This window comes from Bowmanella sp. JS7-9, assembly GCF_004329715.1.
Taxonomy (GTDB): Bacteria; Pseudomonadota; Gammaproteobacteria; order Enterobacterales; family Alteromonadaceae; genus Pseudobowmanella; species Pseudobowmanella zhangzhouensis.
In genome coordinates this window covers 378,918-394,635 of record NZ_JXSY01000018.1, presented here as the reverse complement: position 1 = coordinate 394,635, position 15,718 = coordinate 378,918, and the positions used below count along the sequence as shown (strand labels likewise).

Sequence of the window (15,718 nt, the reverse complement as noted above, 5' to 3'; positions counted from 1 at the left end):
TTAAATTAGCGAATAATAAATTATTAAAAAAAGGCGCCATATGTCGGTATTTGTCAAACTCAAAGCATTACGGGATACCTTTTCGGACAGTGAAGCCAGACTGGCAGATTTTACCTTAAGCTCTGCCAACGTCATTCGTGAATTGTCGTCAGTGGAATTAGCGCGCATTGCCGGGGTCAGTCAGTCTAGCGTTGTTAAATTTGCACAAAAACTGGGCTTTAAAGGCTACCCTGCATTCAAACTCGGCGTTATAGACTCACTAAACAGCGAAACTGGTGATGTGCGCCTGCATAGCAAGGTCACCCTGAATGACTCACTAGCGCAAATTTCCGCCAAGTTACTGGAAAGTAAGATGGCGGTGCTGACTGAAACCAAAAACCTCAATACCGCCGAGGCTTTCGAACAGGCTGTCAGCTTGCTCAAAGCTGCCAAGCGTATTCTGATCATCGGATTGGGGGGGTCAGCACTGGTTGGTAAAGACTTTTCTTACAAGCTGCAAAAGCTCGGCATGGCGGCCATTGCAGAGCCAGACGGCCATGCTCAGTTGGCCTATGTGGCGACGTTTGGTAAGGACGATCTGGTCGTAGCGATTTCAGAGTCAGGTCAAACGCGCGAGGTAATTAAAGCCGTACAGCAGGCTCAGGCCAACGACTGCCCTGTCGTCAGTATCACCCAGTATGCAGCAAACCCGGTGTCAGATTGTGCCAGCGTGAAACTGTATTCTGTGGCGGAGAAAGAGTCCGTACGTTTATCTTCGATTCTGGCCCGCACGGCTCAGGAATTTGTGATCGATATTCTGTTTATCGCTATCACGCAATCATCACGAACAGGCCGTAAGATGCTGGAGAAAACTAACCAGTTAATTGGCGATTTCAGACGCAATTAAGTCATACAACAGATAAGGTTGCCGTTGCTGCATAAAGTGCGCTTCGCCCTGCTGCCAGCTAGCCTCGATTTGGCCGGCACTTTGCCCGGCAACCAGCGCTTTACGCAGTTTGTCGGTACCCGCCAGCTTGTCAAAGAAGCTTTCTGAGGTAAAAAACGGCAAGCCTTTGGCTGTAATGGCTTGGTAAGTGGATACCAGCAAAGTCAGATCCAGCCCATGAATAGATGACTGGCGTAAATCGATACCCTGCAATGCCGTGTCCTGCCATTTCGGCTTAGCCGCGCCAGCGCCCGACACAGGGGTGAATTCAAACGGTCCTAAAGCAACCTGCGGGTGACCAATAACCTGAAACGGAAAGGGCGTACCACGTCCAACGCTAACCGTTGTGGGTTCAAACAGGCACAATGAAGGATACAAGGCAATTGCGCTATCATTTGGCAAATTAGGGCTTGGGGACACTGGCAAGGAATAGGGTTGCGAACGTTGATAGTGGCGCATAGGAATCACGGTCAGATCAACCTGAACGTGCCCGGCCAACCAGCCTTCACCGTTAATCATTTGTGCCAGTTCTCCCACTGTCATGCCGTGCAGCAGCGGAATAGGATGCATCCCCACAAATGAGGTAAAGGCGTCCTCACGGATCGGGCCGCGCACATAACTACCATTTGGATTGGGTCTGTCCAACACCATAAAACGCACATGATTTTCCGCGGCGGTTTCCATCATGTAATGCATCGAGCTGATATAAGTGTAAAAGCGTGCCCCGACATCCTGAATATCGAATATCACCCAATCCAGTTGTGACATGACATCCTTGCCGGGCTTTTTATTCTGGCCATAAATCGACACGATAGGCACGCCGGTGCGTTCATCTACGCCGTCACTGATGTGCGCTCCCGCATCGGCTTCGCCACGAAAACCGTGTTCAGGCGCAAACACCATGCGAACATCCACACCCTGTGCCAGTAAATAGTCCAGTAAATGTTGCTGTCCAACCCGCGAGGTCTGATTCACCACCAGCCCCACTTTGCCCTTTAGCATGGGCAGGTACAGTGCACTACGCTCAGCCCCAATCTCAATAGCAGGACGCGCCGTAACCGGCTGACATAACGCTAACAGCCAGACACAGAGAATGCCGATGCAGCCTCTCATCGGCCGTTGCTCTCTACCGCCTGACGTAAAAAGCCATTAGCCTGCTGTAACATCTTCTTACCCTGCTCAGCACCGACCCCGGTTAACACCAGTAAAATGGCGAGCTTGGCATTATTATCGGCTTCGGCCAGTGCCTCATTGGCGGTGTGTTTGTCACAATCGGTTGCCTGCATGACAATCCGCACCGCCCGGGCACGTAACTTCTCATTACTGGCATTCACATCCACCATCAGATTACGGTAGCTTTTGCCAAGACGAATCATGCTGGCGGTGGTTAACATATTCAGCACCATTTTCTGGGCAGAGCCGGACTTCATTCGGGTAGAGCCGGTCAATGCTTCAGGTCCAACGACGACCGCAATATCGATATGGGATGCCTGGCCTAATGCAGAATCCGGTGAACAACTGATACCAATGGTGCGACAGCCCAGCGAAGCGGCATATTCAACGCCTGCAATGGCGTAGGGTGTGCGACCGCTAGCGGCAATGCCTACTACCACATCCCGCGCCGTCAGCTCTCTGCCACGCAGATCCTGAATAGCCAAATCGCCGTTATCCTCTGCGCCTTCTACCGCTTTAAACATGGCTTTCTCACCACCCGCCAGCACGCCCTGCACCAGTTCATGGGAAACGCTAAACGTAGGGGGACATTCAACTGCATCCAGCACCCCCAAACGGCCGCTGGTGCCAGCGCCAATATAAAACAGACGGCCGCCGCTTTTCAGGGCATCGACAATCGTATCCACTGCCTGCACGATTTGCGGCAGTGCAGCCTTTACCGCTTGAGGTACCTTAAAATCTTCCTGATTTAATTTGACCAGCAGTGCATGGGTATCAAGCAGATCAATATCCAACGTATCAGGATTTTGTCCCTCGGAAACAATATGCCCAAGCTGTTCAATCAAGGCGTCACGGGTTGCGGTTTTTTGCATCATTAGCTCACCTGAGAAGGTTGTGACAGCAGCTGCTGCTTTGCCAGCCAGCACGCCCCATCCAAAGAGGTGCCGACAGGATCTGTTAATACATTCTGCACAGACGCGGGTAACCATGCGTAAGTAGCGCTGGCAAGTCCACCCAATAAGGTCACAGGGTAATTATTCCCTTCGCAGATATCATTGATCATATTCACTACTGCGTTCACGTGCTGGGCGACCACTTCTTGTGCTGCCGCACACAGATCTGCGACGGCCAACACCCGTGGAGCCAATGCCGCGTATCTGGCAGGGTTCGCCTCGGCAATCCAGCCCAGTAATTGCGTACGACTATCCCCCGTCACTGATGCAATCGCTCTGCCCAAAGCGCTGCAAGGGCGTTGATATCGATCAATCTCCCGCAGTAATGCTTTTACGGCACTGAGGCCCAATTTTGCACCGCTACCCTCATCGCCGGCGATGAATCCCCAGCCGCCCTGCAAGGTTTCGGTGCCATCTTTGTTTAATCGTGCGGCCACAGATCCGGTACCCAGTGCAACGATACACACAGGTTTGCCATTGTTTGCACCATATAACGAAGTCGTCGCATCCGTGGCGATGCGTACAGATGCAAGATCCTGCGGCAACTGAGCCAGTAAATGCTTCACCCGGGATGTGCTGCCACCGCCGGCAAGACCGGCCATTACATGCAATTGCGCAGGGTTAACCGCGTTTTCCAGGCACAGTTCATCAATCAATCGGCGTAACAAAGTACAGGCGCTGTCGAGGTTGTTGGTCAGGGATGAGGGGCCGGCGACTTTTTCTGCCACTATCTGGCCGTCAGGTTCGCACAAACGCGCCAGCGTCTTACTGCCACCGCCATCTATACCTAAAATTAATGTGTTATGGTTTGTCATGAGACTACCTCATTCCCTGCAGGGCGACGGATGCTAGCACTTTCGCTGCAGCCCAGTAAACATACGGTCGACGACACCAGCGTGCCGATACACAGTTGCCAGGTAAATCCAATATTCATTTGCCAGTGCTCGGGTAACAACAATGCCTGCACATAGGGCTGCCAGAACAGGGTTGACAGAAATCCCGCCAACAACGCCAGCCACACTGAGCGGGGGCTGCCACGACGCGTGAATAACGCCGTAAAGTACACCCCCAATAAACCACTGTAGGAAAACACCATGACACTCAGGGCAAAATTCAGTAACGGCATATCGGTATAGCGTTGCCAGTAAAAACACAGTGCCGCCATCAAACCAAGTAACAGCGCCATTAATACCATGCCCCATTGCCCGGCAAACACCGCCTGCGATTCGTCCAACGCCTTACCCTGCCGCGCGCGCCATGGACGATACAGATCCTGAATTAACACCGAAGACATGGAGTTGAGGCCACTGTTGAGGGTCGACAACGCGGCGGCAATGATGCCAATTGTCACCAGCGCCTTAATGCCCGCTGGGATCTCGTGCAGCAGGTAATACATAAATATGGTGATTTTCTCGCCTTCGAATAGCTGAGATACGGGCTCGTTGCCGTTAGTCATCAGGTCAGGACGCTGGTAAACCAGATAGAGCAATAACCCGATCAGAATAAACAACGCCATCACCGGGATCACCAGAATCACCGACATCAACATGGCTTTACTGCCCTCCCGAGCGTTTTTACAGGTCAGTACCCGCTGAGTCATATCCTGATCCAGTCCAAACGCGGCAATATTGAGCAATACAAAGCCAGTGAATACCGACCACAAATTAAATACGCCAGCCGGCGAGGTATCCCAACTGGTCTTGATCAACGCAAGCTTCGACGTGCCTTGCGGGGTGTGCTGCAATGCATCAAGCATCTCACTGAACGTCAGTGGAATATTCGTCAACAGGTAATAAACCACAGCCAACGCCGCGGACACGTAAACTGCACACTGAATAACATCCGAATAAATCACACTGCGAATACCGCCGATAACGGTATATAACAAACCCACAATCGCCAGAATACCAATGGCAGCCATCACTGAAGTTGGCTGAATGTTGCCATATAAGATCATCGCTACCGCCAAAGCCGCCATATATAAGCGGGCTCCGCTGGCAAATACCCGTCCACACAGATACATCAGGCCAGCCTGCGTTTTAGCCGCACTGCCAAAGCGTTGTTGCAATAGTTCATAGACGGTAAACACTTTGAGTTGGTAAAAGCGTGGGATCAAAAAACGCATAACAAAAAGTGCGGCGACAAGCGCACCCAAATTGGTCGCTAAATAGCTAATGTCGCCCTGATAGCCCTGATCAGGACCACCCAGAAATGTTGCGGCAGATTGCGACGTGGCCAGCACAGAAATGGCCACCATCCAGGTCGGCATGGTCTTGCCACCCAAAAAATAGTCACTGCTACTGACAGCCCGGGCACGACTAAACCACCAGCCACTAACCAGTAACAGCAAACCGTATGCGGCAAAAACCAGATAATCGAGACTTGTGAAATGCTGCATGGTTACTTCTCATCTCCAGGCAATTGGGGTAAGCCCCAAATAATTCGCCGATTTTGATAGGCATCCCGTGTCAATAGCACCATACGAGGATTCTGACCGGCATCCAGCCAATGTAACAATGCATCCATGCGCGCTTCAGGCATAGATGTGCAGCCTGCTGTCGCAACATTCGGCCCAAACCACAAGTGCATAAATATACAGCTGCCCTGGCCAGATAAATTGGCCGGATTGTGCTGAACCACAATGCCTTTTTTATAAATATTCTGCTGTTTATGAATGTCCCGACGCATAGGTTCGGTTGACTCAGCCACGACCGCATCACCCACCGATTGTTGATTCACAATTTGGTTGTAATAGGGCGAGCCGTTCACATCGATGCAATAGTCCCCTGCTTGCATAGCCGCATAATTCAGCCCGGTATTAACTGATTGCAGATAGCCAAACGCATCACCTAATGCAAAGACTCCTGCCGGCGCACGGCCATCACCTTCCTGCTTGTGTAATCCCGTTTGTGACGGATGCAAACCTATCCCCCAGGCCAGGCCATTGCGACCAATATTTACGTCACCTGTTATATCTGTCGCTTGCCAGCCAGACCCATTTGCCTGAAAGGTATACATTTGCGCAACGGGTGAATCCCAATGGTCGGCGACGACCACCACGAGCTGACCGGTTTCAGTGAGCATCGTCTGGTTATGCTGCAAACCGTGCCCCACGCAACCCTGCAGGCCCAATAACAGCAGCCAGAACCCTATTCGAAACATCTAAACTCCTCCAATCCCTGAATATGTTCAATACCCAGTCCGGGCTGGTCACTCAATTCAATGCTGGCATTATCGAAGCTTGCACCGCCCAGTACCGGGTCAAATCTGCCCAGCGTAGGGCCATCCAAATCGATCAGGCTGATACTGTCACTGTAGCCACTGACCAAATGCGCCGCGGCGGCCACACCGATACTGCCTTCAAGCATACAGCCCATCATACAGGGTAAATTATGCTCATGAGCCAATTCTGCAATCGCAATCGCCTGACTGATCCCACCGGTTTTCATCAGCTTGATGTTAATAATATCTGCGGCTTGAAGGGCAATGATGCGCTGCACATCGCCCACAGAAAACGCACTTTCATCTGCCATCACAGGCGTGGATATAGCACGGCAGATTCTTGCCATGCCCTCGATATCCCGATAGTCCACCGGTTGCTCGACCAATTCCAGCTCAACCCCCTCGGCTTCCAACTGTTGCATATGTGCAATGGTTTGCGCTTCTGTCCACCCCTGATTGACATCCAGTCGCAGGCTGGCGCGTCCATCGACCAACCCATAAATTGCCAGAATGTTGGCCAAATCCTGCTGGCTGTCGCGGCCGACCTTTATTTTCAGGGTGGTAAAGCCTCTCGCCAGTGCGGCCTGACAATCGCTCAGCATTTTAGCCTGATGATCGACACTGATGGTGATATCCGTGGTCAGTTGGGGATGTTGTCCACCCAGCATTTTATAAAGTGGTAAGCCCATGTCCTGCGCAGCCAGATCATACATGGCGATTTCCAGCGCGGCCTTGGCACTGCTGTTGTGCGGCATAGCCCACTGAACTTGCTGGCACAGCAGGGTTAAGTCTGCGATATCGCGACCTACCACCACTTTTACCAATACCTGTTCAATGGCGGCAATGACCGACGCGTGGGTGTCGCCAGTGATTAATGGTGTGGATGGCGCAGAACCGAATCCTCGCTTCCCGCCGTCACCATGTAAAATCACCACGAGATCGTGAATCGCGTCTACCGTGCGCAAGGCGGTTTTAAAAGGCGTAATTAGCGGCACCCGCAGCCACGCCAACTCGAGCTTGCGGATAATCATGGTGTAACGTCCATTAAACGTTTGATGGCGTATACGCGGTCAATATATCGGGTAGTCGGGCTAAGATGCAGCGGTAAAACAGGTGTAACCGACACGCCATTGAGCGTGCCCCGATAGAATTCACCATTGGCCAGCGGATAGGCCAGGCCTTTAACATCATGAATGACATAGGGTTGGCCATCTTCCTCACCGATATACATCATCACATGGCCGGGTATATAAATCAGATCACCGACTTGCAGGGCTTTCAGTTGTTGGGTGACACGCTCGGCGCTGTTGGGCGAAAAACGCCAGTTTAACCCGTATTCACCCTGCCCCTGTTGCCCGGAGTTGCGCGGCATTAGCAGACCGAACGTTTTATATATTTCACCGATGAATCCGGTGCAATCACGACCATTATAATCGTGCCCCCAGCCATAGCGCTCGCCGAGAAATTTAAATGCCTGCGCTAAGATATTATCCCGGGTCATAGGCAGGTATCCCCGATGGACATCCTGGGTTTTACCAATCAGCGCTGTTGCAAAAACCAAACGTCCGAACTCATTGCGCACCGGTAGGGATACGACATAACTGGCATAGGGATTCTGACCATGCACGTCGACCGGCACATCCTGCACCAGTGGGATCCTGACCCCCATGTCTAACTGCACTTGCGAAATTTGCGGCTGTTGCGGCACAAAGGCAGTAAATACCCGCGCACCGGTGATCACCAATGTATCGGATTGTTGATGGTATTGACGTATCTCGTCGCGCTCACCTATAGCAACATCTGTGGCACGCATCCACGCGATATAGTGATAATTTTGTACCAGCAGCCAATGACCATCACCACTGCGATGTAATATGGCCACCGGTTCCGCAGGAAATACAGCCGACTCCTGAAAACGATCCAGATCGGCATCCATTTCACTGTTCAGCACCCTGTCTGAGGTGGGAAAGGTGCGCAATGCACTGCGCCTGACCACTAATCCAAACTGAATCGGGTTGTGCTGTTGGACCGCAGCAAGATTCAACATGGCGCGATAATTAGCAAAGTCCTGCTCCGTCAACTGCCGACCATCCGGGTAGAAACGCGCACTGGAAGGAATAGCACTGATAGATTCAATTTTTGCCAGCAATTGCTCACGACTCAGGCTATCCGGCAACTGCAGGGGTTGTTGCATATATGGATTATGCTGGAATAACTGTTGGTTAAAAGCTTGTATTTGCTCAGTGGTCATCAGCACACTCTCAGCATTCCCCATCCAATGAGATGCCCGAAGATGGCTCTCTTTCACTAACGGAACATCTGTTGTTTTTAACGAGTTCTCAGCCGCGTGCCCTGCACAGGACAACAGCAGCGCAGCAAGATTTAGCCACCAGGCAACAGTACGGTTAGACATTAACTATAATTCTTTATTTGTTTTTGATTGATTATGTTGGAATATTTTATTTTTACAAGTCTTCAATGTTCAATTCGTAACCAACGTCCAAAGGCATCGTCAAGTCTGCGTTGCAGTATGCGGGCAGCCTGATACACCGACGCCTCCGTCGCATCAGGATAACTTGCCTGTGCAGCAAGAGTCACCGCCCTGCCTCCCTGATAAGCCGGCAAACAAATATGGGCGAGCATCACCATTTCCCCCGCCCCGCGGGTTTCGCTCGGCCCCCAACCAATTTTTTGCCAAACACGCCATCCCGGTGCCACGGCATCCAATTTACTTTTCGCATCCCCCACTGTGGGTAAATGCGTGGCCAATCCGGTATGGATGAGCTGACTAATACCAGCCATCATGCCCCCATCAAGATGGGGCTTATCACCGTACAGCAGGGTGAGGATATCTGCGCGCGTCAAGCCGGGCGGACGGGTTTGAGGCTCGTCATCGAACATCGCTAAACGTCGTAATCCCTCTGCCTGAGCCAGGGTCGTCTGCGGTTTGTTGCCGGTTAAGCCACACGTATCACATCGATACGGCTGAAATCCGGGATCATCGCTACTTTGCTGATACGCTGATAGCTTATGAGATTGTCCCCCGGCCAACCACACATTGGGCTCTGGCGCAAACGCCACGCTGCCATAAGCACCGCGCAGACGAACGGCCGGATTGGCCAGCTTTAACCAATTATCGTGCAGCAACGCCGTCGCTTCATCCCGCCCGGCGACATTCAGAAAATAGGTAGCGATCGCGTTTGAGTCACCGTCCGCCAAACCGGACGATGCGTAGGAATTAAGACTGGTAATCAGATCTCCCAGCGCTACCTGCCCGACCAAAACAGGTGATGCCGATGTGTCACGTCGCAGCCGACTGACCGCAGCGGTGAAGGCCATGATTTTTGAAGAGCTCCAGGGCTCGTAAAGCTGATCTTCTTTTCCATCAGACAAATATCGATAGACCGGCTCGCCCTCGCGCCGGGCAATGTCGATCATCAGAATGCGGCTATCCTCCTGTGTCGGGAAAAAGTCCCGTGCAAGGCTGATGCGTTGTTCCCATCCTGATTGCTGGTATTGGGCCTGGGCACTACTGGTATAGTCCTGCCGCTCGGTCGAGGTAACCGGACAACTGATAAATGGCGTGGAGTGATCAGCGGGTTGCGGTGGGCTCAGACTTAATCTGGCTTCATCAAATTCAGCATTCGCCCAAAGCAACTGACTGACAAACGCCAACGAACAACCTACCAATATGCTGCGCATAACTATTCCCCCAAGCTTTATTTTTGGAAATATTTTATTCACAGACTACTTGGATTTTTGCAGAACGCAATGCTGCTTTTATAACCAGCCCAGTTCCAGCGCTTTTAATACTGCCCGGGTGCGGTCGCGCACGCCCAATTTAGCCATTATCGCAGACACCTGATTTTTTACCGTGCCAGTGGACTTGTACATGGCTTCGGCGATTTCCTGATTACTGTATCCGGCAGCAATCAAACGCAGCACCTCACATTCTTTTTCGGATAGTGCCTCGGGCTGATCAAAAGATTCAAATTCGGTAGGCAGACCACGCAATCCCTGCAGGACTTTTTCAGTGACGCTGGGCTGAATCAGCGTTTTACCTTGCTGCACATCAACGATGGCTTCGACCAGGGTGTCCAGCGATACATCTTTGAGCAGGTAGCCCCGCGCCCCATATTGCATGGCCTGCATCACCAACTGATGGTCATCGAAGGTAGTCAGAATAATCACCGGGTGTGTCAGGCCGGTGGTCTGCATCGCCTGCAATGCCTGAATACCATTTTGTTTGGGCATGCGAATATCCATCAGGATCACATCGACATCATGGGTCGCGAGCGCATCGACGACCTCACTACCGTCACTGCACTCACATACAACCTTGACCCGATCGGACAAGCCAAGCAGCGATCGTATCCCTTCGCGCACCAGCATCTGATCTTCCACTAACATCACGTTGATCATACAGTGCACTCCGGCAAATTAATCTGTGTGACAAATCCCTGTGCATCACCACTAAAGGAGATCGTGCCGCCAACTGCGCCAACACGCTCCCGCATGCCAGTCAAACCGTTACCCTCCTGCCAGTTTGCCGGGCAATGGCCATCATCTTTGATGGTCAGGGCAAGTCCTTCAGCAGTCTGTGTCAGGATAAGCCACATCTGCGAGGCCTGACTATGGCGCAATGTATTGGTCAGACTTTCCTGTACGCAGCGCAGCAAAGTTTCCGCCTGACCCAGATCGTTCACTTCCGTGTGCGGTGTCACCTGCAAATCCAGCTTAAGCATCGGCACCTGAGCAAACATCACCTCAATCGCGTTTTGCCACTTGAGATCGGCATTTTCGCGAATATCCGACACCGCTTCACGTACATCACTCAACAGTAATTTTGCCAGCGAATAACAACGACTGACCTGTTGCTGCGCCTCGCCGCTGGTTTTGTGCTGAGCAACCTGCAAGTTAATACACAGGGCGGTAAGGTGATGACCGAGTAAATCGTGAATATTGCGCGCAATGCGCAAGCGCTCGCCCTGCCGGGTGGCGGTTTCCAGCAGCGACTGCGTGGCTAACAACTCACGATTAAGCTCATCGGCCTGTTGTCTGGCATCCGCTTCCCGGATCAAAGCACGACTCATGGCCATGGCAAACAGATTAAACGTCCAGAACAGCAACGCGCTGAGCCAGGCATTTTGCTGCTCCCAATAGTAGCCAAAGCTCAGCCACAGGGGTGCGGCCACAAGCGGTGACAGTCGCACACACCAGTGCCATGGCAGAAAATACGGCACCACTGCAGACCACAACACCACAAAGATAGCCAGGTGATTAAACGGCAACAGCCAGTAAAGCCCGAAGGCTGACACCAGATGCACGGCCAGCAGCGCATAACGTCCTGCATTGCTGAGCGGCTTGTGGGAGGTAACGCGTAAAAACGCCAATAAAATAAAGCCCATCAACAGCATGCTAAGATGCAGCCGCCAGTGGTCAAATCCGAAGCGCTGAATACCGAAATAGACCGCGGAGCCACTTACCAGACTCCAGGTTAGTGTCGCAACCAGCTGCTCAATTGTTAATGATTTCAAATACTTCATTTGCCCATTATGCGTGAAAACGGACGCAAGCCAATAGGCCAAAAGTCATTTTTCAGGTCGTGACTTCTGGCACTGATTTATCCATCTGCAATGACCTAATCTGGCTGCAACTTGAATGAGGAGCATGATTATGGAATTGCTACACAGCCTGATTGTTAAAGGACACATTGTTACCGGCAGCGCATCGCTGCTGTTGTTTTGGTTACCGGTATTTAGCCGCAAAGGTGGCCCGTTACACGCCAAAGCGGGACGCTGGTTTACCTTTGCCATGACCTTTACCGCCATCAGCGGCGTGGTTGCCTCGTTACTGGTATTGAGTTTCCCATACGAAGTTAACGGACATCTGCTGGAGCGTTTTAGCAGCGCAGAGCGGTTCGAACGAGTGATGCATGGCCAGTCCATGTTTCTGCTGATGTTAAGCCTGCTGTCCTGGCACAATATTCGTCACGCCAACGCGGTATTACAGTGCAAACAGAGTCGAGCCCCGCTGCGTAACCTGCGTTACCTGAGTGTACCGATGGCGCTGATCGTTGCCGGGGCGCTGGGCTTGCAACAGGCCATTGAGGGTAATTTTATGTTGGGTAAAATTTTCGCGCCCATCGCGCTATTTAACGGCTTCAATACCCTGTGGTATGTGTTTCGTAAGCAAACCTCAGCCAAAGCCTGGTTAGCCGAACATATCAGTGCAGTGACAGGTTCCGGGGTTGCAGCCTATACGGCATTCTTTGCCTTTGGCGGTCGCACTTTGCTGGCGGGTTTTCCGGAGTTGCAACTGGCCAGCTGGATTATTCCCAGTGCGATTGGGGTACCGTTAAGCTGGTGGGCTATTTATCGCTTTACCAAGCGTCGCCGCCCACAACTCGCCATGAATCACTGAGTTACCAGGCATATTCACCTCACGGCAGGACTTGATTCCTGCCGTACAGGCCTTACATTGAGCACAACGATATCCGATAGCGGGCCAACCTGTGAGTATAAAACTCGGGATGCTGATGGATCCCATCAGCCACATCAATACCAAAAAAGACACCAGCTTTGCCATGTTGCTAGAGGCACAGCGCCGCGGCTATCAGCTGTTTTATATGGAAATGGCCGATATCTACATCGATAACGGCGTAGCCATGGGTAAATTGCGCGAAGTCAGCGTGCGCGACAATACTGACGACTGGTATACCCTCAGTGACACTCAGGTGATGCCATTGAGTGAGCTGGATGTCATCCTGATGCGCAAAGATCCACCGGTCGATCAGGAATTTATTTACGCCACCCAAATTCTCGAACTGGCCGAGCGAGCTGGCACGTTAGTGGTGAATAAACCGCAAAGCCTGCGCGATTGTAACGAAAAACTGTTTGCCACATGGTTTGCCGATTTATGTCCACCGACGATTGTCACCCGTTGCAGCGATACTATTCGCGCCTTTCATACCGAACATCAGGATATTATCTGTAAGCCGCTCGATGGTATGGGCGGCAGTGCCATTTTCCGGGTCAAAGCCGATGGCAATAATCTCGGCGTGATTATCGAAACCCTTACGGCTCACGGTAACCGGTATGCCATGATTCAACGTTACTTACCGGCAATCAGTGAAGGCGACAAGCGTGTGCTCATCGTCGATGGTGAGGTCATGCCCTATTGCCTGGCACGGTTACCCAAGCAGGGCGAAAACCGCGGTAATCTGGCCGCAGGTGGCAGTGCCAGACCACAGCCGCTCAGCGACTCAGACCGGGCACTGGCAGAACGCATCGCACCTTTGCTGGTTGAAAAAGGTCTTATCTTCGTCGGTCTGGATGTCATCGGTGACCGCGTCACGGAAATAAATGTCACCAGCCCCACCTGCGTGCGCGAAATCGAAGCGGCGTACCCCATCAGCATCATGGCCAAGCTGTTTGACGCCATTGAAAAACGTTTATCACATTGAAAACTGACGACTCACCCCCATACTCTGGGGGTGTTAATCAACGAGATTTGATGATGAATAGTCTGGAAAACCATTTTCTGATTGCTATGCCCAGCCTGCAGGATGCGTTTTTCAAGCGGTCACTGACCTATATCTGTGAGCACAACGAACAGGGCGCCATGGGCATTGTGATCAACCAGCCGGCCGGTATGACAGTCAAAGAGTTATTACACCTGACCAAGATCGAAGGTCCGATTGACCAACAGCGTGGTGAGCATCTGGTAATGGCAGGCGGGCCGGTCAATCAGGAGCGTGGCTTTATCCTGCACACCCCAAAACCTGGGTACAGCTCTAGTCTGTCTTTAAATTCAGACATTATGGTCACCACATCAAGGGATATTCTGGAAGATTTAGCCACAGATAACTGCCCACAAAATACTATTGTCGCGCTCGGTTATGCCGGTTGGAGCGCTGGACAGCTGGAAAGTGAAATTCAACAAAACTCCTGGCTGATTGTGGAAGCGGATACCGAATTACTTTTTGAAACACCCGTTCACCTGAAATGGGACAAAGCCCTGCACAAACTGGGAATTGAGCCCTGGCAACTGGCCAGTGCCGGTAACGCATAAGGACATCACGTTGAGTAGTAACACCCTGTTAGGTTTTGATTTTGGCACCAAAAGTATTGGCGTCGCGGTCGGGCAGCGTATTACCGGTACAGCCGCACCGCTGGATGCGTTAAAAGCCCGCGATGGGATCCCAGATTGGGATCTGATAGCTAATCTGCTCAAAACCTGGCAACCCGACCAGCTGGTAGTGGGTCTACCGCTGAATATGGATGGTAGCGATCAACCACTTACGGACCTGGCACGAAAATTCGCCGGCCGCTTGCATGGTCGCTTTGGTTTGCCGGTCGCACACTGTGATGAACGCCTGACCAGCGCCGATGCCCGCGCCACCCTGTTTGAACTGGGCGGCTTTAAAAAACTTGGCAAACAGAAAGTCGACAGTGTGGCTGCGTGTATCATCCTGCAGAGCTACATGGATGAAGGCTGATTGACGCAAAATTGTCACTGGTAAATTTTGACCAGATTGATTACTCTACGACCAGTCGTATACCAGGGAACGGAATATGAAAACGGTCTTATCTACCCTCTCCCTTTTATTATTCAGCGCGCACTTATGTGCCGAGTCGCCAGTGTGGAAAGTCAGCAAAGGTGAGCACTCACTTTACCTTGGCGGCACAATGCACCTGCTGCAAAAGAGTGACTTCCCGTTACCGCAAGCATTTGAAAATGCTTACAAAAATGCTGACATTTTTGTTTTTGAAGCGGATGAGCAGGAACTGCAGCAACCGGATATGCAGGGTAAAATGATGCAAATGCTGACCTATCAGGACGGCAGCACATTTCGCGATAAACTCAGTCCCGAGACCAGTCAGGCGGTGATCAACTTTATGACCCAGCGCGGCATGGCGGTGGAACAATTGCTACCGTTTAAACCAGCAATGCTGGCAGTGATTCTTACCATTGGAGAGTCCCAGCGCCTTGGCTTTGGTCAACAGGGGGTGGACAGCTATTTTCTCGGCAAAGCACGCAAAGAAAGCAAACAGGTCGCATTTTTAGAAACTCCGATGCAACAGCTGGGCTTTTTGGCCTCCATGGGCGAAGGCAATGAAGATGCCTTTATGCGTTATACCCTGGATGACGTGGAAAATTTGCCGGCAACACTGGCGATAGTCACCAGCGCATGGCGTGAGGGAAATTTCCAACGCATGGATAAGGATCTGCTGGCCGATATGCGCCAGACGTTTCCACAGGTGTATGACGTCATCATTAAAAATCGTAATGATGCATGGATGCCAACGCTGCAAGAATATTTAACCACCGATGAAATAGAGTTTGTAATGGTTGGTGCGCTGCATTTAAGCGGACCGGATGGCTTATTAAATCAATTTTTGCAGCTGGGTTACCAGCTCGAAGAAGTCCATTAACGGAGACC

At 51.7% G+C, this 15,718-nt stretch carries 16 protein-coding genes; 6 read left to right on the top strand and 10 right to left on the bottom strand.

Features of this window, described 5'->3' with window-relative positions; all coding sequences use genetic code 11:
• The first annotated feature begins 40 nt into the window (after window positions 1-40).
• A complete protein-coding gene (locus tag TK45_RS11285) occupies window positions 41-886 on the top strand; it encodes a MurR/RpiR family transcriptional regulator (RefSeq protein ID WP_131258805.1) in 846 nt (281 codons plus the stop codon).
• Here TK45_RS11285 and TK45_RS11280 read toward each other — a convergent pair.
• The 10 genes from TK45_RS11280 to TK45_RS11235 form a co-directional block, all read right to left on the bottom strand.
• Window positions 860-2,038, bottom strand: coding sequence for an exo-beta-N-acetylmuramidase NamZ domain-containing protein (locus tag TK45_RS11280; protein ID WP_131258802.1), 1,179 nt, complete (start codon window positions 2,036-2,038; stop codon window positions 860-862). The genes TK45_RS11285 and TK45_RS11280 overlap by 27 nt on opposite strands.
• Complete coding sequence (gene murQ / locus TK45_RS11275) at window positions 2,035-2,973, bottom strand: N-acetylmuramic acid 6-phosphate etherase (protein ID WP_254426596.1); 939 nt, start codon at window positions 2,971-2,973, stop codon at window positions 2,035-2,037. Before murQ ends, TK45_RS11280 begins: the two co-directional genes overlap by 4 nt.
• Window positions 2,973-3,866 (bottom strand): BadF/BadG/BcrA/BcrD ATPase family protein, encoded by an 894-nt coding sequence (locus TK45_RS11270; RefSeq protein ID WP_131258800.1) that lies wholly within the window; start codon window positions 3,864-3,866, stop codon window positions 2,973-2,975. Before TK45_RS11270 ends, murQ begins: the two co-directional genes overlap by 1 nt.
• Window positions 3,863-5,449 (bottom strand): sodium:solute symporter, encoded by a 1,587-nt coding sequence (locus tag TK45_RS11265; RefSeq protein ID WP_131258797.1) that lies wholly within the window; start codon window positions 5,447-5,449, stop codon window positions 3,863-3,865. The genes TK45_RS11270 and TK45_RS11265 overlap by 4 nt, the downstream gene beginning before the upstream one ends.
• A 2-nt stretch (window positions 5,450-5,451) precedes the next feature.
• A complete protein-coding gene (locus tag TK45_RS11260; RefSeq protein WP_131258794.1) occupies window positions 5,452-6,213 on the bottom strand; it encodes a L,D-transpeptidase in 762 nt (253 codons plus the stop codon).
• On the bottom strand, window positions 6,201-7,304 hold the full coding sequence (locus TK45_RS11255) for a dipeptide epimerase (RefSeq protein ID WP_131258791.1): 1,104 nt from the start codon (window positions 7,302-7,304) through the stop codon (window positions 6,201-6,203). The genes TK45_RS11260 and TK45_RS11255 overlap by 13 nt, the downstream gene beginning before the upstream one ends.
• Entirely contained in the window at window positions 7,301-8,686 is a 1,386-nt protein-coding gene (locus tag TK45_RS11250) for an SH3 domain-containing protein (RefSeq protein ID WP_131258788.1), read from the bottom strand. Before TK45_RS11250 ends, TK45_RS11255 begins: the two co-directional genes overlap by 4 nt.
• A gap of 62 nt (window positions 8,687-8,748) precedes the next feature.
• Window positions 8,749-9,975 carry a hypothetical protein gene (locus tag TK45_RS11245; protein WP_131258785.1) on the bottom strand — a complete coding sequence of 409 codons (1,227 nt, stop codon included), beginning with the start codon at window positions 9,973-9,975 and terminating at the stop codon, window positions 8,749-8,751.
• 78 nt (window positions 9,976-10,053) lie between these two features.
• Entirely contained in the window at window positions 10,054-10,695 is a 642-nt protein-coding gene (locus tag TK45_RS11240) for a response regulator transcription factor (RefSeq protein ID WP_131258782.1), read from the bottom strand.
• Window positions 10,692-11,810, bottom strand: coding sequence for a sensor histidine kinase (locus tag TK45_RS11235; protein WP_165490765.1), 1,119 nt, complete (start codon window positions 11,808-11,810; stop codon window positions 10,692-10,694). Before TK45_RS11235 ends, TK45_RS11240 begins: the two co-directional genes overlap by 4 nt.
• Before the next feature lie 139 nt (window positions 11,811-11,949).
• Between TK45_RS11235 and TK45_RS11230 the strand changes: the two genes are divergently transcribed.
• The 5 genes from TK45_RS11230 (at window position 11,950) to TK45_RS11210 (ending at window position 15,710) form a co-directional block, all read left to right on the top strand.
• Window positions 11,950-12,696, top strand: coding sequence for a hypothetical protein (locus tag TK45_RS11230; protein WP_131258776.1), 747 nt, complete (start codon window positions 11,950-11,952; stop codon window positions 12,694-12,696).
• Between the two features lie 91 nt (window positions 12,697-12,787).
• Window positions 12,788-13,738: a glutathione synthase gene (gshB, locus tag TK45_RS11225; RefSeq protein ID WP_217350827.1), complete on the top strand. Its 951-nt coding sequence runs from the start codon at window positions 12,788-12,790 to the stop codon at window positions 13,736-13,738.
• 53 nt (window positions 13,739-13,791) lie between these two features.
• Window positions 13,792-14,346, top strand: coding sequence for a YqgE/AlgH family protein (locus TK45_RS11220; RefSeq protein ID WP_131258902.1), 555 nt, complete (start codon window positions 13,792-13,794; stop codon window positions 14,344-14,346).
• Window positions 14,347-14,356: 10 nt separating this feature from the next.
• Window positions 14,357-14,773: a Holliday junction resolvase RuvX gene (gene ruvX / locus TK45_RS11215; RefSeq protein WP_131258774.1), complete on the top strand. Its 417-nt coding sequence runs from the start codon at window positions 14,357-14,359 to the stop codon at window positions 14,771-14,773.
• 76 nt (window positions 14,774-14,849) lie between these two features.
• The gene (locus tag TK45_RS11210) at window positions 14,850-15,710 is read left to right on the top strand and encodes a TraB/GumN family protein (RefSeq protein ID WP_131258771.1); all 861 of its coding nucleotides are present in this window, start codon (window positions 14,850-14,852) and stop codon (window positions 15,708-15,710) included.
• The last annotated feature ends 8 nt before the right edge of the window (window positions 15,711-15,718 follow it).